Origin of the sequence: Providencia rettgeri, from assembly GCF_041075285.1 — a bacterium.
Taxonomy (GTDB): domain Bacteria; phylum Pseudomonadota; class Gammaproteobacteria; order Enterobacterales; family Enterobacteriaceae; genus Providencia; species Providencia rettgeri_G.
On the sequence record NZ_CP163512.1, the window covers coordinates 1,849,921 to 1,874,485 of the forward strand.

Sequence of the window (24,565 nt, forward strand, 5' to 3'; positions counted from 1 at the left end):
CCCGAAAGCGATAGAGATAAAAAAGGATTTACTCAAATAAAACAGCCGTGGTGAGACGTGACGTACAACATAATTTGCCTTGCCCATTGAAAATTTCAATGTTCCACACTTGCTGACGGCGACCTAGATGAATTGGCTTGCACACGCCACGAACAATGCCTGAACGCGCAGCGCGAACATGGTTAGCATTAATTTCGACACCCACCACTCGCTGTTCACCCTCAGTGCACATATAGCCTGCAATAGATCCTAAAGATTCAGCCAGTACTACTGATGCACCACCATGGAGTAAACCAAAAGGCTGTTTAGTGCGTTCATCCACAGGCATCGTTCCTTCTAGATAATCATCACCTACTTTGGTGATTTCGATGCCAATGTGCCCTAACATGCACGTTTTTGACATTTCGGCTAACTGCGCTAAATCAAATTGACGTTTCCAAATCATTAAACAATCTCCAGCAAGGCTTGAATCGGATGTTTTATTAATGTGTTTTCCATACGTTTTACTTGACTTCGACATGAATAACCAGAACTGAGGCAACGCTCTTTGGGGAGTGACGCCATCGCCCCTTTCCAAGATAGGTTGTAGATCCCTTTTGAATTTTCAAGATTAGCAACTTCGTGCCCATAAGTCCCTGCCATTCCACAGCAGCCCACACTCACCTGATTAAGTTGCTGACCAAAACGTGCAAATAAAGATGCCCATTGGTTCCCACTGTTTGGCAGTGCTGTAGATTCGGTACAGTGAGCAAAAAAGTACCATGGCTGCGTTGTGCTAACTTGTGCAGCTTGAGGTTCAGGCAATGTTGGCAATGAAATTAGCCATTCATGAGCTAACATGACCGTAAACTGACACTGTTCTTTACCTAAAATTTCATGGTATTCATCGCGATAACACAGGACTAACGCAGGGTCTACCCCCACCATCGGCAATTGCAATTTTGCCACTCTATTCAAGAAATCTGCCGTTTTGCGGGCAGTTTTCGCAAATTTAGCGAGGAACCCTTTAATATGTTGCGCTTTACCATTTGGTGAGAAAGGTAATAAAACAGGCTTATAACCCAGTTTTTCAATTAAACGCACAAAATCAGCGACAACTTTTGCATCGTAATAACTGGTGAATGGGTCTTGCACCACCAGCACGTAGCTTTCCCGCTGCCCTGTACTCATCCCTTCCAGTTGCTCTAATGTGACAGATAGCGCGCCATGACCAGAAAGCTCTTGCTTTAAGGTCGGTTGTGAAAATAGCGGGAGATCGGTCATCCCAATAGTGCGCTCACTTAGCTTTTGCACCAGCGTTTGACGCAAGAAAAAGTTAAACACGCTAGGGGCTTTTGACAGTAGTGGTGCACTCACTTCAACGTTGGCCACAATATGGTCTCGAACAGGACGCAAATAACGACCGTGATACAGCGCTAAGAATTTAGCCCTAAATGATGGCACATCTATCTTAATTGGGCATTGGGTGGAGCAAGCCTTACATGCCAAACACCCTGACATAGCCGCTTTCACTTCATGGGAGAAATCGTAATCCCCTTGTTTAGCACGCCAAGTATTGCGGGTTTTCTCAATCAACCCACGCAATGAAGGTTGACTTTGAGTGATCCCTTTTTCAAGATGCTCCGGTGTTACACCTTGTTCCGCTAGTAATCTTAACCATTCGCGTACTAACGTCGCTCGCCCTTTTGGTGAATGAATGCGCTGACCACTCACTTTCATTGATGGGCACATTGGGCTTTTCACATCAAAGTTAAAACATAAGCCATTACCATTACAGTCCATTGCCCCACGAAACGCTTGACGCATCTGCACAGGGATTTGCCTGTCGTAAGTGCCACGTTTTACACCATCAACCTGTTTCATTGGTGCATCTAAACCCGCTGGTGGACAAATTTTGCCCGGATTTAGCCGATTATCAGGGTCGAACGCCGCTTTAATGTTACGCAACTCACCGTACAGTATATCTCCAAAAAATTCAGGGCTATATTCAGCACGGAATCCTTTACCATGCTCTCCCCAAAGCAAGCCTCCATATTTTGCAGTTAATGCAACAATTTCATCAGAAATTTGTTTCATCAAAACTTCTTGCTGAGGATCGCACATGTCAAGTGCGGGGCGTACATGTAAAACGCCCGCATCCACATGACCAAACATGCCATAATTAAGGTTATGGCTATCCAATAGTGACCTAAATTCAGTAATATAGTCAGCCAAATGCTCGGGGGGAACACAAGTATCCTCAACAAATGGAATGGGCTTAGCTGCCCCTTTGCTATTGCCCAATAAGCCAACCGCCTTTTTACGCATATTATAAATACGCGTGATATCCTCAAGGTCATAACACGTTTGATAGCCAATCACTCCCGCTTGGTGACTGGCCATGAGTTCATCTAAACGTTGGCACAAGCTTTCAGTTAACTGATTAATTTCATTTTCATCGTCACCACTAAACTCAACGATGTTTAGCCCTAACATCTCTTTATTCGGTACATCCGTGATCAACGACTTAACGGAATGCCAAACAATATCTTCCTTCGCAAGGTTTAACACCTTTGAATCTACCGTTTCAACTGATAGTGCGTTGGCTTGCACCATAAAAGGGGCATTGCGCAGTGCGGACTCAAAAGAATCATATTTCACATTCACTAAACGCCGAACTTTTGGTAACGGCGTAATGTCTAATGTGGCTTCAGTGATAAAAGCAAGGGACCCTTCTGACCCCGTTAGAATACGAGTAAGATCAAACTCGGTTAACTCATCATTAAATACGTGGCGTAAATCATACCCGGTTAAAAACCGATTAAGTTTAGGGAATTTTTCTTCAATTAACTGGCGCTGTTCAAGGCAGCGCTCTAGGACGGTTTTATAGATGCGCCCTACCACTGAGTCTTCAGATGCAATCGTTTGGGCGAGAGCAATAGGCATAGCCCGTGTCTCAAGGCATTCGCCGCCTAATACCATCGCTTTAACACCCAGTACGTGGTCTGAGGTTTTACCGTAGACGAGTGAACCTTGACCCGAAGCATCCGTATTAATCATTCCACCTAACGTGGCACGGTTACTGGTCGATAATTCGGGTGAGAAAAAATAGCCATACGGCTTCAAATATTGATTAAGCTGGTCTTTAACCACCCCAGCTTCAACTTTAACCCATCTCTGCTCAGGGTTAATCTCTAAAATACGGTTCATATAGCGGGACATGTCGACCACAATCCCTTCTGTTAAGGATTGTCCGTTGGTTCCTGTACCACCACCGCGGGGTGTAAAGGTGAGTTCGCGGTACTTTTCTTGTCCTGCTAAGCGTGTGATAATTTGCACGTCAGCACTGGAACGCGGAAAAACAACAGCTTGAGGCAGTAATTGATAGATACTGTTGTCTGTTGCCATTGATAATCTTTCTGAATAACTAGTGCCATTATCACCCGTAAAACCTTGTTCTTGTAGCTCATGCAAGAACGCAATGACGAGTTGGCTGAGATGAGGTGCTTCTGATATACGCGGGATCATTATTAACGATGACTCTTGTTGTTTAGTGTTCGCATTACTCGTTATGTACTATCTTTATTTTAAGTTGCACAATAGTGTCTTAGGTTTATGAAAACTGCATTCACAGCCTGTAAAGACAGTACAGCCGCTGATGACATTGTCATCATGAACCATATCACAATATTGTTTTTTTTAACCGTGAAAATTAATTACATTATTTTCACCTAAAAAAGAGCCACATACGCAGAATTTTCATTTGTTAAGGATCAATCATCAATGGAAAAATCGCAAAAACGTTTGGATCTTCCCAAACTTATATTCGGGCTGTTATCCATCGTTTTAATGATAGCCGCCTGTTTTTGGGTACTTAATCCCTTTATTCTTGGTTTTGTTTGGGCGGGAATGATGGTAATCGCAACTTGGCCACTTTTACTGCGCCTTGAAGCCCGCTTGTGGAATAAAAGATGGCTTGCGGCTTTAGTGATGGTTCTTCTGATTTTGCTACTGTTTGTCATTCCTCTTGGCATTTTAATTGGCAGCATTATCGAAAATAGCTCCCCGTTGATTGAGCTCGCGAAATCGCCATCAAGTCTCACATTACCTGACTTAGCATGGCTAAACACTATTCCTATGGTGGGGGAAAAGATTTATTACGCATGGCACAGCTTAGTGGCAAGCGGCGGTAATGCGCTACTCGCTAAAATCCAGCCTTACTTTGGGCAAGCGGCAGGCTGGTTTGCCACACAAGCCATCAGTGTCGGGCGTTTTGTTTTCCACTTAATGCTAATGCTACTGTTTAGTGGTTTGCTGTACCTAAAAGGTGAATCAGTCATGTTAGGCATCCGCCATTTTGCCGTTCGTTTAGCGGGGATCCGTGGTGATGCTGCGGTTGTTTTAGCCGCACAGTCTATACGAGCCGTCGCTCTTGGGGTGGTGGTAACCGCGTTAATCCAAGCGATTGTTGGTGGTGTTGGTCTCGCCCTATCAGGAATTAGCTATGCGGCTATCTTGACCGTATTACTGTTTATTTGCTGTGTTGCTCAATTAGGGCCACTACTCATCATGATCCCATCGGTATTATGGTTATTTTGGACAGGCGATACCACATGGGGGATTATCTTAGCAGTTTGGGCCGCCGTTGTTGCTACGATGGACGGCGTACTTCGCCCATGGCTAATTAAGATGGGGGCTGACTTACCGATGGTACTGATCCTTGTTGGGGTTATCGGCGGAATTTTATCATTTGGTATGATTGGCTTGTTTATTGGTCCTGTTGTCTTAGCCGTGTCATACAGTTTGTTAAAAGCATGGATGAACGAGGTCACTGTGCCAGACACCGACTTAAGCGAAACAGAAAAGTTTCTTGAAGAAGAGTTTTTGATTAAGAAATAAATCCAGTTAATTTAAACAGATATGTTTAGCTATAAACATATCTGTTGCATTAATGATTCCATTTCCATTAATATTTAGAAACAATATTTAACATTCTAACGTTAGTATTCGGCTTAATTTATGTTAACATAAAGCAACTGAATATTTCTCTTTACGTAACAATAGGTAATATTGATATTGAGAGTGTTCTTAATGATTGTGATATTTAATTAGTTTAATATTCAATTATTGAATAAAACAGATTTAAACATTATGCTAACCTTTTTAGCGTAATGAAAATAACCGAATTGCTGTGTGTAGTCTTTGCCTGTCAGCCCATGATAGGCTTTTTTTTTGCCTAAAAAAATCAATATGAATAATATTCATATCCAAATTAAATCATCTAGTTATAGACATTGATTGATATCTATCTTAAATCTACATTAAATGAGTAAGTACACTTCTTTAGCATTATGCTATTCACATCATTTTTCACTAGTTAAGTAAATAATAAATATTATACCCATTAATATTACACTTATTATGTGTAATATTTCGCGTTCATTTTTAATATGTCATACATATTAAATGCATATTCATTCGTCATTTTTTTATATTTATTTTACAAGGCAATCATTATTATCTATTTCAACAATAGGTATTTCTAATTAAAAAAGGCCGATTGGGTAATGAAGTGTCTAACTTTATAGGTTCACTTCAGTATTTCCCTTTCGGCCTTTTGGACTAATACATCCCCGAATTATTGGTTATCGGCGATGGTTAACCATGTTTGAACCACAGTATCAGGGTTTAATGATAAGCTATCAATACCTTCATCAACTAACCATTGCGCAAAGTCTTGGTGGTCTGATGGGCCTTGTCCGCAAATCCCCACGTATTTATTCTGACGTTTTGCAGCTTTAATCGCCATAGAAAGCATAGCTTTAACCGCATCATTACGCTCATCAAATAGCTCAGAAACCACGCCAGAATCCCTATCTAAGCCTAACGTTAACTGAGTCATATCGTTAGAACCGATCGAAAAGCCATCAAAATGTTCGAGGAATTGGTCAGCTAATAGTGCATTGGATGGAATTTCACACATCATAATCACTTTTAAGCCGTTTTCTCCGCGCTTTAACCCCTGCTTCGCCAGTTCCGCAATGACAGATTCAGCTTGTGCGACAGTACGCACAAACGGGATCATCACTTCAACGTTCGTTAATCCCATGGTGTTACGCACGCGTTTAACCGCTTCACATTCCAACGCAAAGCATGCGCGGAAGCTATCGGAAACATAGCGTCCTGCACCACGGAAACCTAACATTGGGTTCTCTTCTTCTGGCTCGTAAATATCACCACCGACTAAGTTGGCATATTCATTGGATTTAAAGTCAGATAAGCGAACAATGACACGTTTTGGCCAGAATGCGGCGGCTAAGGTTGAAATCCCCTCCGTCAATTTTCCGATATAGAACTCAATAGGATCTTCATAACCGGCCATCATCTCACGAATTTCAGCTTGTAGTTCCGGCGATTGTTTATCAAATTCCAGTAATGCTCTTGGGTGAACCCCAATCATTCGGTTAATGATAAATTCCAAACGCGCTAAACCCACTCCTTCATTTGGTAAGCAGGCAAAATCAAATGCACGGTCAGGGTTACCCACATTCATCATAATTTTGACATTTAGCTCAGGCATATCACTCACTTCTGAGCTGTGGATTTCAAATGCTAATTCGCCGTCATACACAAAACCTGTATCACCTTCGGCACAAGAAACAGAAACACTTTGGCCTTCTTGTAAGCGCTCCGTTGCATCACCACAACCAACAACGGCAGGAATGCCCAGTTCCCGTGCAATAATTGCAGCGTGACATGTACGCCCACCACGATTGGTCACAATAGCAGAGGCTTTTTTCATGATAGGTTCCCAATCAGGATCTGTCATGTCAGTCACCAATACATCACCCGGCTGAATTCTGTCCATCTCGCTGAGGTTATGGATAACTTTTACACAACCCGCACCAATGCGGTGACCAATGGCACGACCTTCCACCAGCACCTGACCTTGCTGTTTTAACTGATAGCGTTCCATCACTTGCTGGTTAGAACGCACAGTTTCTGGTCTTGCCTGAACAATGTACAGACGACCATTATGACCATCTTTTGCCCACTCAATATCCATCGGACGACCATAGTGTTTTTCAATCTGTAACGCTTGGCGAGCCAACTCTTCAACTTCAAGATCGGTTAAAGAGAAACGATTGCGTAACGCTTCTGGCACATCTTCAATTTGCACTTGTTTACCGTGCTCTTTACTGTTGGCATACACCATTTGTAATTTTTTAGAGCCAAGGGTACGGCGCACAATGGCGGGACGATTATTTTTCAGCGTTGGCTTGTGTACATAGAACTCATCTGGGTTCACTGCACCTTGCACGACCATCTCACCTAAACCATAAGCTGAGGTAATGAAGACAACTTGATCAAACCCCGATTCAGTATCTATAGTGAACATAACACCAGAAGACGCTAAATCAGAACGAACCATACGTTGTACACCCGCAGATAATGCGACACCACGATGGTCATAACCTTGGTGTACACGATATGAAATCGCACGGTCATTAAATAACGATGCAAAGACATGTTTAATCGCAACCAGTACAGCATCAATACCTTGGACGTTCAAGAATGTTTCTTGTTGCCCTGCAAACGAAGCATCTGGCATATCTTCTGCGGTAGCAGAAGAACGCACAGCAAATGAAGCTTCCGCCTCACCTTCAGAAAGCTGAGCAAAGGCATCACGAATATCTTGTTCCAACTCCTTCGTCAATGGGGTATCAATCACCCATTGACGGATCTGAGCACCTGCTACAGCCAGTTGGTTCACATCATCAATATCCGTTTCATCTAGCAGGTTATAAATGCGCTGATTTACACCGCTCTGCTCCAGAAAATCATTAAACGCCTGTGCGGTTGTCGCGAAACCGTTAGGTACGGATACACCCAGATCAGATAAGTTTGTGATCATTTCACCGAGCGAGGCATTTTTGCCGCCGACACGGTCAACATCATTCATCCCTAATTGGTTATACCAAAGTACATTACACGGGGTGAGGCCATTTGTGGACATTGAAAGCGATCCTTTTATAGCAATTTAGTGACAGAGTACAAATCGTAAAAAATCTCGTTGGCGAAATTTCGCCTCGTGAAATAGACTAGCACAGACGCTATAAGAAGATGGACAGGTGAATCGTTCCATCAATTAAGAAAACTTTTTTGTTCTAAAAATCGTTCAAAAAATGGCTATAGTTCCCCCTATAAACTAATTTTTAAACTTTAAACAAAGATAATATTTCTCAAAACCCAGTGATAAATACAATAAGAGACGAATAATGATGACCGAATTAGGAGCACCGAATAATATGGCAAGCCAAGTTCAACGCACTGTTTTCTTTATTTCTGATGGCACTGCTATCACAGCAGAAACGTTAGGGCATGCCGTGCTTTCTCAATTTCCTCTTTCATTTACCTCTTACACATTACCCTTTGTCACCACACCAACTCGCGCAGAAGAAATCAAACAGAAAATAGATACACTGTATGCAGAAACGCAAATTCGCCCTTTAGTGTTCTATTCAATTATTTCCCCCGAAGTTAAGGAAATAATCACCCAAAGCGCCGGTTTTTGCCAAGATATTGTCCAAAGCTTAGTTGCACCAATTCAAAAGGAAGTTGGCCTTGAACCTGAGCCAAAATTGAACCGGACACACGGTTTATCCATGCAGAATATGAACCAATATGATGCACGTATTGCGGCAATTGAATATACCCTCGCCCATGACGACGGCATCTCGTTACGCAATCTCGACCAAGCTCAAGTAATTTTAATTGGCGTTTCTCGCTGTGGAAAAACACCGACCAGCCTTTATTTAGCCATGCAGTTTGGCATTCAAGCAGCAAACTATCCCTTCACCGCTGATGATATGGATAATTTGCAATTACCCGCGGCACTTCGCCCTTATACCCACAAATTATTTGGTTTAACGATCAGCCCTGAACGTTTAGCGGCAATTCGTGAAGAGCGACGTGAAAATAGCCGCTATGCATCCATTAGGCAGTGCCGTATTGAAATCGCTGAAGTAGAAGCATTATTTAGACAGAATAAAATCAATTACTTAAATACAACTAACTATTCTGTAGAAGAAATTTCTGCGAAGGTCATTGATACCATGGGGCTACAAAGACGTATATTTTAGTGAAAATGGAATAAGAAGAATTATTCATTCAGTTTATGATAGAGGTTGAAATTAAGCCATATTCGTTTATTGTGATCTTTATCACTTATATGGCAACAACCGATTCAAGTCTTTGAGAACAAAAATGCACAAAACTGATGAGTTACGTACTGTGAGAGTGGACAGTTTAATCACCCCACAAGCTCTCGCTGATGAATATCCTATTTCCGCAGAAGTTGCCCAAAACGTGACAGCGTCACGAAAGCGTATTGAGCAGATTTTATCAGGTCAAGATCCACGTTTACTGGTCATAATAGGTCCTTGCTCTATTCATGATATTGATGCAGCCATTGAGTATGCCAAAAAACTCAATGAATTAAGAGAACGCCATCAAGATCGTTTAGAAATTGTTATGCGCACCTATTTTGAAAAACCGCGCACAGTTGTTGGCTGGAAAGGCTTGATCTCTGACCCGAATTTAGACAATTCGTGCCAAGTCAATATCGGTATTCGCCTTGCTCGTAAATTATTGATTGAAGTTAATCAATTAGGGTTAGCAACAGCGACCGAATTTCTCGATATGGTGACGGGACAATATATTGCAGATTTAATCAGTTGGGGGGCGATTGGTGCGCGTACAACCGAAAGCCAAATCCACCGTGAAATGGCGTCAGCACTGTCTTGCCCTGTTGGTTTTAAAAACGGTACTGATGGCAATATTAACATTGCTATTGACGCTATCAGAGCGGCAAAAGCACAACATATGTTTTTATCTCCGGATAAAAATGGTCAAATGACTATCTATCAAACAAGTGGTAATCCGCACGGTCATATCATTATGCGCGGAGGTAAACAACCAAACTACAGTGCGGGGGATATTGCAGCTGCATGTGACAAACTGCGTAAATTTGAATTACCTGAGCATTTAGTGGTTGATTTTAGCCATGGTAACTGCCAAAAAATCCATCGTCGCCAACTTGAGGTGGCTAGGGATATAGCAGAACAAATCAAAGATGGTTCGACCGCAATTAGCGGCGTGATGGCCGAAAGCTTTTTAATAGAAGGTGCACAAAAAGTCAGTACTGAGCAGCCATTAGTATATGGCCAATCAATTACAGATCCTTGTCTTGGCTGGGATGACACAAAACAATTGATTGAAATTCTCTCACAAGCTGTAGATTATCGTTTTAAATAGCCTAACCTATATTTAATATCTTCTTCGCCTTGGTTGTTTTCCGACCAAGGCAACCACAAATCATCACCCCTAGAAATAAATAAATTAAATTCATATCACTAGCGATATTAATAACTGCCAATTTTAAATTATCATCCCGTTTATTCTAAAAAAGCCTTGACCACCACCTGCTTAACGATAATAATTCTCACTCAAACAAACTATTCGTTAGACGACACATGAGAGAAATATTATGGGCTCATTAACAGTCAAAAACAGCATGGGATCAAAAAGCGTTTTCTTCACCACAGGGGCTCCGTCACTTTCCGTAGCACTCGAGGCAAAGCCCGCCCTAGCGCTCTTTAAAACACCTACTGTGAATAGCCATAAATTACTCAATATAGACGGCAGGGTTTCTATTTTACAGCGTGGTGGATTTTACCCATGAAAAGACACCCGCGCCGGTAAACTGCTCCTAACGAAATAAACATATTTACCGTAAATTTGTAGCACGCCACCCAGATGCAAAATCAAGGCAGCCAGCTTTCACTAAACATAAGGAAAGGATTTCCTATGCCATTTACACTGATACCTGCATCAACGCGCAATACTCACTCTCACCATAAACTGCCTTTTTCACTCCTCGCGACCACTTTGGCTATCTCGAGTACCAGCCATACGGCTCTCGCTCAAAATGAAACTAAAGACATTATGCATGTGTCTCAATCACCATTTGGTCATGAAAATATTCCAGTAGCCCAGCAAGTTGAGGTTATTGATAGCCAAGCCCCCGAATTACAATCTGCGGCTTCCCCGTTAGATTTACTCAAAGGTCAAGCTGGAATACTCGTCACTGGCGCGGGGAGTACATATGGTCAAAGCATTCAAATGCGGGGCTATGATCAGCGAGGGGTGAAAATTACTGTTGATAATGTCACTCAAGATTTCTATTCGGGTTTATTTGATGCCACATTTATCGATCCTACACTGACCAAAAAAATCACTGTACATAAAGGTGGCGGATCACTCCATCATGGTAATGGCGCATTAGCGGGTGTCGTATCCATAAAAACCCTCAATGCATCAGATTTTTTAAAACCAGGGCAGCGCTTTGGTGGTCGTGTCATATCGGGTATAAATAAAAATGACCATAGTTACCACGCAGGCGCCACATTATTCAGCCGTATTGATACCTTCGATACCCTGCTAAGTTACCAGCAACGAAAAATTCAACTTGATAACCCATACAAAGAGCAAGGTCTCGATACGAATGAACAAATTCATAACTGGATGCTAAAAACCACTTGGTTTGCTCAGCCTTCATATCAGGCAGCGATACAACTTAGAGAGTACCATAACAACAGCCTAACGCAGAAACAACCTAGTGAATCTTTTGCTCAAACGCAGTTTCCAAACACGCCTCATGAGCGAAGCACACGACAACGCGATCTCGTTATTCACCAGCATTTTTCCCCCACTAATGCGCTTAATTGGCAAGCAAACTGGGATGTATACTACACAAGTATCGCACTTAACCAATTAGATTTGGTTAAAATTAAGAAGAGCCCAAACGCGTACAGCGAAGAGGATAGAAAGCAATACACCTATGGAACCAAGTTCACTAATGATTTAGTGCTACCTATACATAATTGGGCTAATAACACCATTCAAAGTGGGTTTGAATATTACCAACAAGAACAAAAGCCGAATGAATATTCAATTAGTTACCCTAAAGCTAAGTTATCAAATGGTTCTGGCTGGTTAAATAACGACCTAACATTACAGCATCTCCCTATTACATTATCAGCCGGAACTCGTTTCACTTATTATAAAACCTCACGCAAAGAAATTGCCGAAAGTAGCCATACAAATTGGTCGTCACGGTTCGCTGTCAGTGCAACACCATCACACTGGCTGAGTCTATTTTCGTCCTACTCCGAAGGCTACCGCACACCTCGTATGGCAGAACTTTATAACAATTCCCTTCACTTCCGTGTTCCGGGTGTTGGTTATACATCAGACTTTATGCCTTCCCCTGATTTAAAACCAGAAAGTAATAAAACGGTTGAAGCCGGTATGAAATTTAGTTTTGATGAATTGGCCTTTGCAGGGGATTCGCTTCAGTTTGGTACAACGTTGTTTCATACCAAAGCTAAAAACCATATCGCTGTTCATGCTAAATATAAGAAGAAAATCGGTCGGGATTTAAGATATTTTTGGTTACCCGAAAAGGTTTATTACATCAATGTTCCTTCCGCCACAATCAAAGGTATTGATAGCTTTATTCATTATAAAACACATTGGTTTGATCTAAACATTAACCATAACTTTACTGTTGGAAAGGAGGATGAAGCACATCATTCTCTTTCTTCACTTCGTCCTAATACGTTAGTTACTCGCTTTAATGCGCCAATAACAAATACAGGGTTCCATCTCGGCTGGGTGGGTGAATTCGCATCGCGAACCCAATTTGATGGGGATGATACTTACTTGTTATCAGATCATAAATCGGTAGAAAAATTAAACCGCTACCGCCGAGAAGTCATTCAGTATTCAGGCTATAGCCTTCATGATTTTTATGTTAGCTACCAAGCAGATCAATTTATTAAAGGGTTAAGCAGTACTTTAGCACTCAAAAATGCATTTGATAGGCAGTACGTTTCTTCAATGGGCGTTCCTCAAGAAGGTCGTAATATTTATTTGAGTGTGAGTTATCAATGGTAGAGAGGGAGTTAAACCAGTGATTTTGGGCCTATCTGCTCATCTTACAATGGTAGATAGGCCAGCTAACATCATGATTATAAAATAGACAATCAAGGAGATGAACATGAATTCAATATGTTTTAAAGACTACCTGCAATTAAAACAGCAATTCCCTGATATGCACGCTCGCGACTTAGCCGTGCAACTGAATACAACAGAGGCTGAACTTTTATATTGCCGTGTGGATCATGATGGGACAAAACGGCTTTCCGGTCATTTAGCTGAATTACTGCATGCCCTCTCAACCATTGGTCAGGCAAAAGCCATTACTCGTAATAATTACGTCGTAAATATACAAACAGGTCGATATGATAATCCACGATTTAGTGATCATGCTGGTCTATTCTTAAATCCTGGACAATTAGATTTAAGAATGTTTTTTGCCCAATGGGATTCGATGTTTGCCCTTGCAGAGCAAGTTGGAAGTCAAATTCAACGAAGCATTCAGTTTTTTGATAAGCATGGCGACGCTATACATAAAGTTTATGCTTGTGAGCATACTGATATGAAAGCATGGCAAGATATTGTTGACCACTATACGTCCACAGACAATCCCCCGTTACAATTAGACGCGATTGCTACCTTTTCAACTCGCGAAATTAGTGACGATATTAAGCAACAAATTGAGCAACAGTGGCGTGATATGTCAGATGTGCATCAATTCTTCACCTTATTAAAAGCACACAATTTAAGTCGCCAACAAGCTTTTCGCATAGTCAGTAATGAGCTTGCTTGGCAAGTTTCCACTGATTCACTTTCACAAATACTCTCCCTTGCACACCAAGCACAAAATGAAATTATGCTTTTTGTTGGCAATCGAGGGTGCGTACAAATTTTTACTGGTGTAATCAATACGCTCTCACCACTTAAAATGGAAAGTAGCGAGATAGACTGGCTTAATGTCTCTAGCACTAATTTTAATTTGCATATTGTCGAAAATGGCATTTCAGAATGTTGGGTAACAAGAAAACCGACACAAGACGGATTCGTAACGAGTTTAGAAGTCTTTGATAACCAAGGTAACCAAATCATACAAGTGTATGGGCGGCGTACTGAAGGGCTCCCTGAACAAACGCAGTGGAATCAACAAATACTTTCGTTACCTCGCATTTAATTAGGGACGCCGCTGTATACAGTATTGGCCTCTAGCATTTTGTATTTGCGCTATTACACATCAAAAGAGGGCATCACTATCTAGTCACTGCGATATCACCGAAATTATTGTTTGCTTAATTTCGGTGATACTATCATAACGCAAAATTAAAGGTATCTAACCCCTAAGCTGCTGGTAGCCGACACTGCAAGTCCAAAAAACAACCTAAAATATTATCGCGACTCAGTCATCTTCCCTATGACTTATTACTGTCATACCGCAAGGGTTTAATTTTTTTATGTCAAATACAGATAATGAAAGTTCACGCTTGAAACTCAGCATTATCACATATCGACCAAGTTAACGTTAATTATTTCAAAATTGTTAAAAAATATAATATTTAATCTTAATTACACTCCATTCCCAGTTATTTTCACTATTATAGTTAACTCGGAATTTCCTGTCTATTGTGCTATAAAATAGACAGCATAATTTTTCAATTATTTACTTGGTTAATAAAATCGAATACCTTAAACAAAAATTTTGAATAACCGATTTTAAGTTGATTTTTATTGCATAAATCATACAATAAAAAAACATAACATTTTGTATTTAAAGAATTTTAAACATACATCAATGTATGTTTAAAATATTGATTTTTTCAATAGCTATCGTACCGATAGCTATTTCCATTAAAAAAAAGCACTTTTAGCCTATCGATATATCGGAAAAAAAGGAAGAATAGACTCTAATTTCGTGAGTTATTATTAGTTATTAATGAACAATAGCCTACTTGAGTAGGAGGTAAATATGTCAGAAAGTGTAGTCAACGATATCGTGAAATGGTTAGAAAGCCAGTTGCAACGCAATGAAGGCATTAAAATCGACACGATAGCCGATAAAAGCGGTTATTCTAAATGGCATTTACAGCGTGTTTTCAAAGAAATGAAGGGATGCACGCTTGGCGAATACGTCCGTAAACGTCGTTTATTAGAAGCTGCGAAATCATTACGTGAAGGCAACTTACCTATTCTTGATATTGCTTTGCAATATGGATTTAGTTCACAAGCGACATTTACACGTATCTTTAAAAAACATTTTGATACCACACCAGCAAAATTCCGCCAAACCGGTGAGCTGCCAGAATGCAAAAGTTTTATGGCATGCAATAGCCATAACTAATTAGTTTTATTACAAAATCATTCCTCCTTATTAGTTTTTAGTACTTTTGAGGTCTATGTCTGAGCCGACAATGTCGGCTCATTTTTTAACTCAATTCATGTACTAACCAATTCTCTAAATCGCTGAGTTGATCTTGTAGAAGAGGCCACAGTTGCTTCATCTCGCGACATAATATTTTAATCGTTTCAGTTTGATAAACCTTCCCCAACAGTTGCTCCCTTAACCACTCAAGAGGTGTTGGCTCTAGGCTATCAGTGAAAAATTGGCAACGGTTAATAACCCCTTTTTCAATGTCAAAGTGAAACTCAACCCCTCCCCAAGGGAAACGAGTATCTAAATAATGGGAAAATGCAGGTGCTTGGCCAAAGTTCCATTCCCAACTACTTTGCTTAGCAAATGTTTCTGTAAAATTAGGTAGATCAGGTAATTTTTCAGGGGAGATGTATTCCGCTTCAACCGTTTCACCAAAATGGTTAAAAAAGCTTTTGATCACACCTTCACAAACAATTTCATGAGTAATGTTAGGAACAAGCTCCGAAAGATTAGCTACGCGAGAACGTACCGATGTAATGCCCTTTGCCTGTAATTTTTTAGGATCTGGATTAAGGTAATTAGCCAGTCGGCTTAAATCGGCATTAATCAATAGCGTACCATGATGAAACCCGCGATCTTTGGTTTCACGATAGGCTGATCCAGAAATTTTGCGCGGACCATTTTCTGTGTTAAGCACTAAATCATTCCGCCCTGAAACTTCAGCGGTGATCCCAACGTTCGCTAGACCATCGACAATAATTTGCGTAGAAACTGTTTTATCATACTCCGGCTTACCTGCCATAAAGGTAAAACAGGTATTTCCTAAATCATGAAACACCGCCCCACCCCCACTGCTACGGCGAGCTAAACGAACATTGTCCTCTTCCATTCGGCGAGTGTTACATTCTTTCCACGGGTTTTGTGCACGACCAATCACCACCGTATCAGCATTACGCCATAAAAACATCACACGCTGCTCGGCAGACATTTGCCTAAAAATAGTTTCTTCAACTGCCAGGTTAAACCAAGGATCAAAAGATTCTGAGATGAGTAAACGTAATGTCGACATGAAGCTATCCTAAAAACAAAACTTGCCCCTAAGATAGCATAATCACTGAAGAAAATAGCGATTTTAAATGCGCCTTGCTTGCCAAAACACTTTTCGCCAATACACATTATCCATGGATGAACGGATCACCCCTTTACTGGTTGAGGCGTGGATAAAGGTATTATCCGTATCATAAATACCAACATGTAATCCATTTTCACCTGAGCCAGTTTTAAAAAAGACTAAGTCTCCCGGCATCAGATCCGTTTTATCAATACGCGTACCGAGTTGTGTTTGGTCTACTGTGGTTCGAGGTAATTGAATGGCAAAGCGATCATGAAAAGTACGATAAACAAAACCTGAGCAATCCACCCCACTTTGGCTCATTCCACCATAGTGATAAGGTGTGCCATACCATTGTTCTAGCTGGTCTTTTAACTGAGCTATCGTCATGATAGGGTCTGATAACTGAGTTTTTAGCGGCGGCGGTGCTGTGCGCTTAACGGAAGTTGACGAACAACCAATTAAAACCAAGCACAATAATAGCGGTAAGTGTTGTATTTTAATCCCCATAAAGCACCCTATTCACCTATCTTTTTGCTATATTTAACTTATAGCATAACCTGAAGCGAATAAAAAACAATTCATCTCATTATGCGATTAATGCGTGCCTTGCGATTTAACTGGGCGGCTGATCAACCAAACCCCGAGCAAGATAAAAGCAATTCCACTCACTTTCAACCATGAGGCTGGCTCATTAAACCAAGGCAAGACAACGGCTAAGATATAAACAAATACATAGCTCAGGCTAATTAATGGGTATGCTTTATTTAATGCAATATATTTTAATGCGAAAAGCCAACATAGCATCGATAAGGCATAACACACTAACCCTAAGAAGATAATGCTTAAACTGGTGATATTTGCTAACAACCAATCAACTTGCAACCAGTGCCATCCCAAAGAAAAAGAGGGGAGCTCAACAACGCCCATCTTTAAACTGAGCTGAGCGACTGTCACCAATAAGGCGCTGCCAATCACCCATAAATAGCCTTTATTCATACACTAATACTCATGAGTAATATCCCAATCATAATGGCAACAACACCGAGCCAGTGGTTTAACCCTGTTTTCTCTTTGTATACGAACTGACCAATCAGGGTAATTAACACAAAGTTAATGCTTAACATTGGGTATGCAATACTAAGGGGCATGACCTCAAGCAGTTTTAACCAAAACAACATGCCCAGCCCTAACATTAACACAGCAAGCACCAGCCACTTAAAGGCTGATGCCGCTTTATTTGCTTTTCCCCTTTGCCAGTTGACGACCGCTTGTTTTTGGGCAACTTGCCCTATACAGGTCAGCACACTGACAAGTAATAGCAGTAATAGTTGTGCAATCATTGTTGATGGTAAACCACAATCGCCATACGTGAATTTTTGATCACTTCATCGGGTTTGGGAATATCGGGAAGATCTTCATTACGCCCCAACAAAAAGACCACGGTGACTTGCCCTTCTTTACGCGCATTTGCTAACCATTGTGCAAATTCCGCAGGTTTAACTAAGCGATGCTGGCTATCTGGATAGTCTAAACCGTAACTGAGCTCACCACTGCTATTGTACAAATAGATATTGGCATTTTGTGTTTCCCACGCTAGCCCCGCCGCGACACCAACATTGCTGGCCATTAGATACCGGCTATTCATTAATAAGTCATGGTTTTGATGAATAAAGTTTTGCGGCAATTTAGAATCAATCGTGTTATTTGGCAAAGCACTACCAATGCATAGACTGATAGCGAGCGAGCATGAGGCCGCCCACAACCAATATTTGGCATTTAGCACCGTACACAAATAACCGATTATCGCCCAAATAGAGAATGCAACCACGCCTAATACCATTTTTGACCATTCATCTGGCTCATATAACGGCTTTTTGATCATCGTGCTCACAACAATCACGGCAATAACCGCAGCTATCCCCAATACAACATTAATAATACCGTTAATTTTCAGTGCTCGCATAGTGCCATTTCTCACACAATCGACACCATACTTCGCCATCAATAACGCCAATGGTGCCATAAATGGCAGCATGTAAGTGGGTAATTTACCACGCGAAATGCTGAAAAATAGCACAGGGACAACAAACCAACAGAGTAAGAAGAACATATCAGGGCTTGACTTACGCTCTTTCCAACCTTTTATTAATGATCCAGGGACGAGTCCAGCCCATGGAAGCGCCCCCAGTAAAATGATTGGAATATAATACCAAAACGGCGCAACGTGCTGTGCATCATCAGCAGTAAAACGCTTAATATGCTCCACCCAGAAGAAGTAATTCCAGTAGTCAGGCTCTTGTTTAGCGATTGCTAAAGCCCAGGGTAAGCTAATGATAACGGCAAAAATAATGGCAAGTGGACCATATTTAATTAGCTCAAGAAAACGTTTTTGATAAATGGTGACGGGTAACATGACAATAACAGGAATAGCGAGGGCTAAAAAGCCTTTGGTCATAAATGCCATGCCACAGGCTAATCCTAAGCAAGCCCATGCCGCAAGCTTGGTCTTAATCTCCCTTGCCTTCATTGCCCATAGGCAACAAAACATACTCGCGGCTATCCACAATGATAACATTGGATCAAGTACACTGTATGTTCCGATTGAAAACACGAGGAACATTGAGATATAAATTAAACTGGCGACATAGGCAACGTGGTTATTACGCCACATCATTTTTGCCATGCGATAGACAAGTAATGCACTAAGAAGAATACAAAAAACAGAGCCAAACCGAACCGCGAAATTGGTTTCGCCAAAAATCATTTGGCTAATGTTATTTATCCAATACCCTGCAACAGGTTTTTCAAAATAACGCACATCTAACATATAAGGGACAATCCAATCCCCACGTTGGAGCATTTCCCGACTAATTTCCGCATAGCGAGTTTCATCCGGTTGCCAAAGTAAACGGCTATTCAACGGCAACAAATAGGTTAGGATAAAAAAAAGAGCCAGCAGAGAGGCTCCAACTTTGCTCGCTCGATTATTTAACATAGCGTGTTTATTCCTCTTCTTGGCAACCTAGCCAACCTTCACGCCCTGGGAATGGTGCTCTAACCACTCGCCCTTTTGGTAATGAATTCAGATCGTCAGGTAGCAATTCGCTTAATGTACAGAATTGGATTTCTTCTTGTGAAATTCGTTCCAATAATTGTGAAAATTGTGCTGACTTGGACATTCCTTCCACTTCGGTGTGAATAGTATAGACTGGAACGCCGCTATCATCCTTAATGGCCTGAAGAATATAATCATTAAACGCTTCATCACTGACAATTGTACCAACGACTTCGTCATAAGTGGGTAATGTCACCGGAATTTGCACTGTTCCTAACGAACCATCACGCAAGATAGGCCTAAAAGGGTACTTTCCACGGCAGTCACTGTTATAGTCAAAATTAAACGTTTGTTTAACTTCTAAAACGCGCTCATCACCTCGCCATCCCGCAACCGCAGAGCATTTAACGCGCTGCCCAATTGCACATTCAAGCGCATCCACACCTAACTTCACCTGTTCAGCTAGCTGCGTTTCACTCCATTTAGCCACCTTGGCTTGCCACCCCTGATGATCCCATGCATGTAAGCCAACTTCATGACCTGCATCCAAAGTTTGTTTCATCAAGTAGCCTAAATCTTTAGCAATTTTTTTGCCCGGCCATGCCGTGCCGGCTAATAAAATATCTAACCCATAGAGGGATGCCGCATTAGACCTGAGCATTTTCCACAGAAATTTAGGACGCAAAAGGCGCCATAAATGGCGCCCCATATTATCGGGTCCTACACTGAAGAAAAAGCTGGCCTGAATGTTGTGCTCTTTAAGCACTTTGAGTAACTGTGGAACCCCTTTTAATGTACCTTGGTAGGTATCCACATCAATTCTCAAGCCAACTTTTTTCATTAGTCTTTGTTACCTAACTCTTCTACAGCACCTTGTAAGAAGAAATCTAATGTTTCTTCGATGGTATCTTTCATGTCGATAGTCGGCACCCAGTCAAGTAAACGACGCGCGTTTTCAACACTTGGTTTGCGATGTTCAACATCTTGATAGCCTTGGCCGTAGTAGCTGCTGCTTTCAATTTCACGGAAGCCTGCAAATGGTGGGAATTTGCTACGCTGCGGGTGATTTTCAAAACTTTCTAGTAACATTTCCGCCAGTTCACGAATACTGGCTTCATTTGTTGGGTTACCGATATTGATGATTTGTCCATCACATTTGCCATCTTTGTTTTCGATAATACGGAACAATGCTTCGATACCGTCTTTAATATCAGTAAAGCAACGTTTTTGTGCACCACCGTCAACCAATTTGATTGGCGAACCTTCAACTAAGTTTAAAATCAGCTGAGTAATCGCACGTGAACTACCGATACGCGCTGAGTTCAGGCTGTCTAAACGTGGCCCCATCCAGTTGAATGGACGGAATAAGGTAAATTTCAGACCTTCTTTCGCACCGTATGCCCAAATAACTCGGTCAAGTAACTGTTTAGATACAGAGTAAATCCAACGTTGTTTGTTGATTGGTCCCACGATTAAACGTGATTCATCTTCATCAAACTCTTTATCGTCACACATACCGTAAACTTCTGAGGTAGATGGGAAAATAATACGTTTGTTGTATTTCACGCAGTAACGAACTATCTTCAGGTTTTCCTCGAAGTCTAATTCAAAGACACGCAGCGGATTACGGGTATATTCAATTGGTGTCGCAATGGCCACCAGAGGTAAAATAACATCACATTTTTTGATGTGGTACTCAATCCACTCAGTGTGAATGCTGACGTCACCTTCGATAAAGTGGAAACGTGGGTTACCAATGAAACGCTCAATAGCGGATGAACCGATATCCATACCATAGATATCATAGTTGCCATCTTTTAGCAGACGTTCAGTTAAATGGTTACCAATAAACCCATTCACACCTAAAATTAATACGCGAGTACGGCGTTTAACTTGTGCTGTTGGTTTAGCGCCAACGCGAACATCGGTGACGATGCCCATTTCGTTTGCAAGACGGTTACCTTGCATGTATAGGCCCGTTTCGCTTTGACCGCTAATGACTTCAATTGCACCTTCTCCACACGCAATACGCAGTGGATCATTAGACAGAACAGTACCCGCCGTTTTGCCTTGGTTATCGTCTAACACGCGAGCGCGCCAAATCACCATTTTACGGGCACCTAAATAAGTAAATGCACCTGGGTATGGTTCAGTCACTGCACGGATCAGGCAGTTAATTTCTTTTGCGCTACGGTTCCAATCAATTTGGCCATCTTCCGCCGTACGACGACCAAAGTAAGTTGCTTGGCTTTCGTCTTGAGGAACCGCTTTATAGCTACCTGCTTCAATCAGTGGCAATGTTTTGTCTAATAACACTTCTGCTGCATCACGGACTTTTGCATGTAATGTTAAGCCGGTGTCAGTCTCTGTGATTGCGACTTTCTCTTGAGCCACGATATCGCCAGCGTCTGCTTTCGCAACCATTTTATGTAAGGTTACACCGGTTTCACTTTCACCATTTAACAATGCCCAATTAATTGGCGCACGACCACGGTATTTCGGTAATAATGAACCATGCAAGTTGAATGCGCCTTTCGGTGCGATTGCCAGTAATTCTTCACTTAACATATCGCGATAGTAGAAAGAAAAAATCACATCAGGTTTCATTTCACGAATACGTTCAATCCATAAAGGATGATTGACGTTTTCTGGCGCAAAAACAGGAAGCTCCATGTCAGCGCTAACGCGTGCTACGGAAGAGTAAAAATGGTTTTCATTAGGGTCATCAGTGTGTGTAAATACCGCCTGAATATCAAAACCCGCTTTTTTAAGCGCTTTTAGCCCTACGCAGCCAATATCATGATAGGCAAAAACAATAGCTTTCATTAGTCTTCTTCCTGATTTTTGTCGGATTTAACATCTGCACCGACGACTTTTTGAATAAAATAACGAGGTCTCGCACGTACATCATTGTAAATTCGACCGATGTATTCGCCCAGTAGCCCCATAGCAACAAATTGTGCACCGATAAACATAAATAACACAGCGAATAGAGTAAATACGCCATCTGCGGCCCATTCTGCGCCAAGAATCAAGCGTAATGCAATCAATAGCACCGCAAGTAAGAACCCCCCTACGGCAATCACACTCCCGACAACGCTGAGTAAACGCAACGGTGCTGTCGTTAAACAAGTCAGTAAGTCATACATTAAGTTAATCAGCTTCATAAAGCTGTACTTAGAATCACCAAATTCACGTTCCGCATGCGCTACATCAATTTCGATGGTTCTACGAGCAAATGTATTCGCTAAAATCGGTATAAATGTACTTCTCTCATGGCATTGTAACATCGCTTGAATAATATGACGGCGATATGCGCGTAACATACAGCCATAATCCCCCATTGAGCGACCTGTCGCTTTGGTGATCATGGCGTTGATCATCTTAGACGCTGTTTTACGGAACCAAGAGTCTTGTCGATTCGCACGACGAGTCCCAACAACATCATAACCTTGCATCGCTGTTTGCACTAAGCGAGGAATTTCTTCTGGTGGGTTTTGTAAGTCTGCATCCAAGGTGATGACTAAGTCCCCATCCGCTTGGTTAAACCCAGCCATAATCGCAGAATGTTGACCATAATTGCGATTAAGGATGATCGCAATCACATGATTGTCAGGATTTTCTGCGGCTTGTGTTAGCATTGCGGCTGAACGGTCACTACTACCGTCATCCACTAAAATAAGTTCATAACTTTGCGTTAATTGTTTGCACGATTTAATAGTGCGTTCAAGTAATTGCGGTAAGCTCTGCTCTTCATTATAGACAGGGATTACCACTGAGACTTTTTTAATCTCATCAAATTCATCTGCGTGTGACACTATTTTGACTCCAAAAGAACTGCTTCTACCGCGTTAACTACCCGTTCAACATCTGCATACGTCATATCTGGGAATAAAGGCAACGAACACAAAGTCGCACTATTCCATGTTGATTCTGGCAGCGTTAATTCAGGGTATTTTTCACGGTAATATTTTTGCGTATGTGCTGCACGGAAATGTAGCCCCGTCCCAATATCCCGTGCTTTTAATTTTTCCATGAATGTATCACGGTCAATACCACAAATATCTTTATCTACACGTACCATAAATAAGTGGTTAGCATGCAAATGCGGATAATCAGGGACACTGAGCATTTGTAATGGGGAATTTTTCAGCAATTCGCGATAATGCGCGGTTAATTCAGCGCGACGTTGGTTCAACGTTTCCACTCGGGACAGTTGCACAACGGCTATCGCTGCATGAATATCAGATAAGTTATATTTAAAACCTGGCTCAACAACTTCAGCTTGTGGTTTGCGCCCTTGCATTTGCCTATCAAATGCATCAACCCCTAAACCATGAAATTTAAGTGTACGCACACGTTGAGCAAGCTCGTCATCGTCCGTTGCAACCAAGCCACCTTCTGCACATGTCACATTTTTAATCGCATGAAATGAAAAAATAGACGTGCCTTTTTCGCCGATCCACTCATTTTTATAGCGTGTCCCCACTGCATGAGCGGCATCTTCAATTAATGCAACGCCTGCTTTTTTTGCAATTGAACGCAATGCGTCTAAATCACAAGGGGCACCTGCATAATGAACGGGAATAATCGCTTTTGTTTTTTCTGTTAAGGCCTGTTCTACGGCGTCAGGTTGGATCATAAGTGTATTGCGATCAACATCAATCATGACGGGGGTTGCACCTAGCAACTCAATCATATTAATGGTCGATACCCATGTTTGTGAAGGCGTGATCACTTCATCCCCAGGACCAATCCCTAATGCCATCAAAACTACGTGCATGCCAGCAGTTGCAGAGGACAATGCAATTGCATGTTTACAGCCATAACGTTGGCAAAAATCTTCTTCTAACTGATGGTTCTGAGGACCTGTTGTGATCCAGCCTGAACGCAGAACCTTTTCGACTGCCTTGACCTCTTCATCACCGATAGCGGGTTTTGAAAATGGTAAGAAATTGCTCATATTGTTTATAGCCTAGTTTTCATTGTGAATAGAATATTCTAGTTAATTGTACTTTAACCGAAGCTCAACATCGACAAACATTGCTGC

At 41.6% G+C, this 24,565-nt stretch carries 19 protein-coding genes and 1 other RNA gene; 8 read left to right on the forward strand and 12 right to left on the reverse strand.

Translation table 11 applies throughout. The features are described from left to right. Positions 1-28: 28 nt before the first annotated feature. A complete protein-coding gene (locus tag AB6N04_RS08410; protein WP_369311431.1) occupies positions 29-445 on the reverse strand; it encodes a hotdog fold thioesterase in 417 nt (138 codons plus the stop codon). Then, on the reverse strand, positions 445-3,507 hold the full coding sequence (locus AB6N04_RS08415) for an FAD-binding and (Fe-S)-binding domain-containing protein (protein ID WP_369311432.1): 3,063 nt from the start codon (positions 3,505-3,507) through the stop codon (positions 445-447). Before AB6N04_RS08415 ends, AB6N04_RS08410 begins: the two co-directional genes overlap by 1 nt. 255 nt (positions 3,508-3,762) lie before the next feature. Here AB6N04_RS08415 and ydiK point away from each other — a divergent pair, with 255 nt between their 5' ends. Both ydiK and rprA read left to right on the forward strand, forming a co-directional pair. Next, positions 3,763-4,878 (forward strand): AI-2E family transporter YdiK, encoded by a 1,116-nt coding sequence (ydiK, locus tag AB6N04_RS08420; RefSeq protein ID WP_369311433.1) that lies wholly within the window; start codon positions 3,763-3,765, stop codon positions 4,876-4,878. Positions 4,879-5,100: 222 nt separating this feature from the next. Then, positions 5,101-5,214, forward strand: an RNA gene (gene rprA / locus AB6N04_RS08425) — antisense sRNA RprA. A 403-nt stretch (positions 5,215-5,617) separates the two neighbouring features. Here the strand turns inward: rprA and ppsA are convergent. Next, positions 5,618-7,996 carry a phosphoenolpyruvate synthase gene (gene ppsA, locus AB6N04_RS08430; RefSeq protein WP_369311434.1) on the reverse strand — a complete coding sequence of 793 codons (2,379 nt, stop codon included), beginning with the start codon at positions 7,994-7,996 and terminating at the stop codon, positions 5,618-5,620. A gap of 292 nt (positions 7,997-8,288) precedes the next feature. On the opposite strand from ppsA, the gene AB6N04_RS08435 reads away from it, so the two are divergent. The 6 genes from AB6N04_RS08435 to AB6N04_RS08460 all read left to right on the forward strand — a co-directional run bounded on the left by AB6N04_RS08435 (position 8,289) and on the right by AB6N04_RS08460 (position 15,313). Continuing rightward, complete coding sequence (locus AB6N04_RS08435; protein WP_369312045.1) at positions 8,289-9,122, forward strand: pyruvate, water dikinase regulatory protein; 834 nt, start codon at positions 8,289-8,291, stop codon at positions 9,120-9,122. Between the two features lie 124 nt (positions 9,123-9,246). Then, entirely contained in the window at positions 9,247-10,296 is a 1,050-nt protein-coding gene (locus AB6N04_RS08440; protein WP_369311435.1) for a 3-deoxy-7-phosphoheptulonate synthase, read from the forward strand. A 232-nt stretch (positions 10,297-10,528) separates the two neighbouring features. After that, positions 10,529-10,723 carry a hypothetical protein gene (locus AB6N04_RS08445; protein WP_369311436.1) on the forward strand — a complete coding sequence of 65 codons (195 nt, stop codon included), beginning with the start codon at positions 10,529-10,531 and terminating at the stop codon, positions 10,721-10,723. 125 nt (positions 10,724-10,848) lie between these two features. After that, a complete protein-coding gene (locus tag AB6N04_RS08450) occupies positions 10,849-12,999 on the forward strand; it encodes a TonB-dependent receptor (protein WP_369311437.1) in 2,151 nt (716 codons plus the stop codon). 103 nt (positions 13,000-13,102) lie between these two features. Beyond that, positions 13,103-14,152 (forward strand): hemin-degrading factor, encoded by a 1,050-nt coding sequence (locus AB6N04_RS08455; protein ID WP_369311438.1) that lies wholly within the window; start codon positions 13,103-13,105, stop codon positions 14,150-14,152. 789 nt (positions 14,153-14,941) lie between these two features. Then, a complete protein-coding gene (locus tag AB6N04_RS08460; protein ID WP_369311439.1) occupies positions 14,942-15,313 on the forward strand; it encodes a helix-turn-helix domain-containing protein in 372 nt (123 codons plus the stop codon). A gap of 85 nt (positions 15,314-15,398) precedes the next feature. On the opposite strand, the gene AB6N04_RS08465 is transcribed toward AB6N04_RS08460, so the two are convergent. From AB6N04_RS08465 to arnB, 9 genes are all read right to left on the reverse strand, one after another. Next, positions 15,399-16,415, reverse strand: coding sequence for a lipoate--protein ligase A (locus tag AB6N04_RS08465; protein WP_369311440.1), 1,017 nt, complete (start codon positions 16,413-16,415; stop codon positions 15,399-15,401). A gap of 63 nt (positions 16,416-16,478) precedes the next feature. Further along, a complete protein-coding gene (locus AB6N04_RS08470) occupies positions 16,479-16,967 on the reverse strand; it encodes a C40 family peptidase (RefSeq protein WP_369311441.1) in 489 nt (162 codons plus the stop codon). 87 nt (positions 16,968-17,054) lie between these two features. Beyond that, positions 17,055-17,456 carry a 4-amino-4-deoxy-L-arabinose-phosphoundecaprenol flippase subunit ArnF gene (gene arnF / locus AB6N04_RS08475; protein WP_369311442.1) on the reverse strand — a complete coding sequence of 134 codons (402 nt, stop codon included), beginning with the start codon at positions 17,454-17,456 and terminating at the stop codon, positions 17,055-17,057. Next, entirely contained in the window at positions 17,453-17,800 is a 348-nt protein-coding gene (arnE, locus tag AB6N04_RS08480) for a 4-amino-4-deoxy-L-arabinose-phosphoundecaprenol flippase subunit ArnE (protein WP_369311443.1), read from the reverse strand. The genes arnF and arnE overlap by 4 nt, the downstream gene beginning before the upstream one ends. Further along, positions 17,797-19,455, reverse strand: coding sequence for a lipid IV(A) 4-amino-4-deoxy-L-arabinosyltransferase (gene arnT, locus AB6N04_RS08485; RefSeq protein ID WP_369311444.1), 1,659 nt, complete (start codon positions 19,453-19,455; stop codon positions 17,797-17,799). Before arnT ends, arnE begins: the two co-directional genes overlap by 4 nt. 7 nt (positions 19,456-19,462) lie before the next feature. Further along, positions 19,463-20,356, reverse strand: a complete 894-nt coding sequence (arnD, locus tag AB6N04_RS08490; RefSeq protein ID WP_369311445.1) for a 4-deoxy-4-formamido-L-arabinose-phosphoundecaprenol deformylase — start codon at positions 20,354-20,356, stop codon at positions 19,463-19,465. Further along, on the reverse strand, positions 20,356-22,341 hold the full coding sequence (gene arnA / locus AB6N04_RS08495; RefSeq protein WP_369311446.1) for a bifunctional UDP-4-amino-4-deoxy-L-arabinose formyltransferase/UDP-glucuronic acid oxidase ArnA: 1,986 nt from the start codon (positions 22,339-22,341) through the stop codon (positions 20,356-20,358). The genes arnD and arnA overlap by 1 nt, the downstream gene beginning before the upstream one ends. Beyond that, positions 22,341-23,333: an undecaprenyl-phosphate 4-deoxy-4-formamido-L-arabinose transferase gene (gene arnC / locus AB6N04_RS08500; protein ID WP_369311447.1), complete on the reverse strand. Its 993-nt coding sequence runs from the start codon at positions 23,331-23,333 to the stop codon at positions 22,341-22,343. Before arnC ends, arnA begins: the two co-directional genes overlap by 1 nt. Beyond that, positions 23,333-24,478, reverse strand: coding sequence for a UDP-4-amino-4-deoxy-L-arabinose aminotransferase (arnB, locus tag AB6N04_RS08505; RefSeq protein WP_369311448.1), 1,146 nt, complete (start codon positions 24,476-24,478; stop codon positions 23,333-23,335). Before arnB ends, arnC begins: the two co-directional genes overlap by 1 nt. Positions 24,479-24,565: the final 87 nt, after the last annotated feature.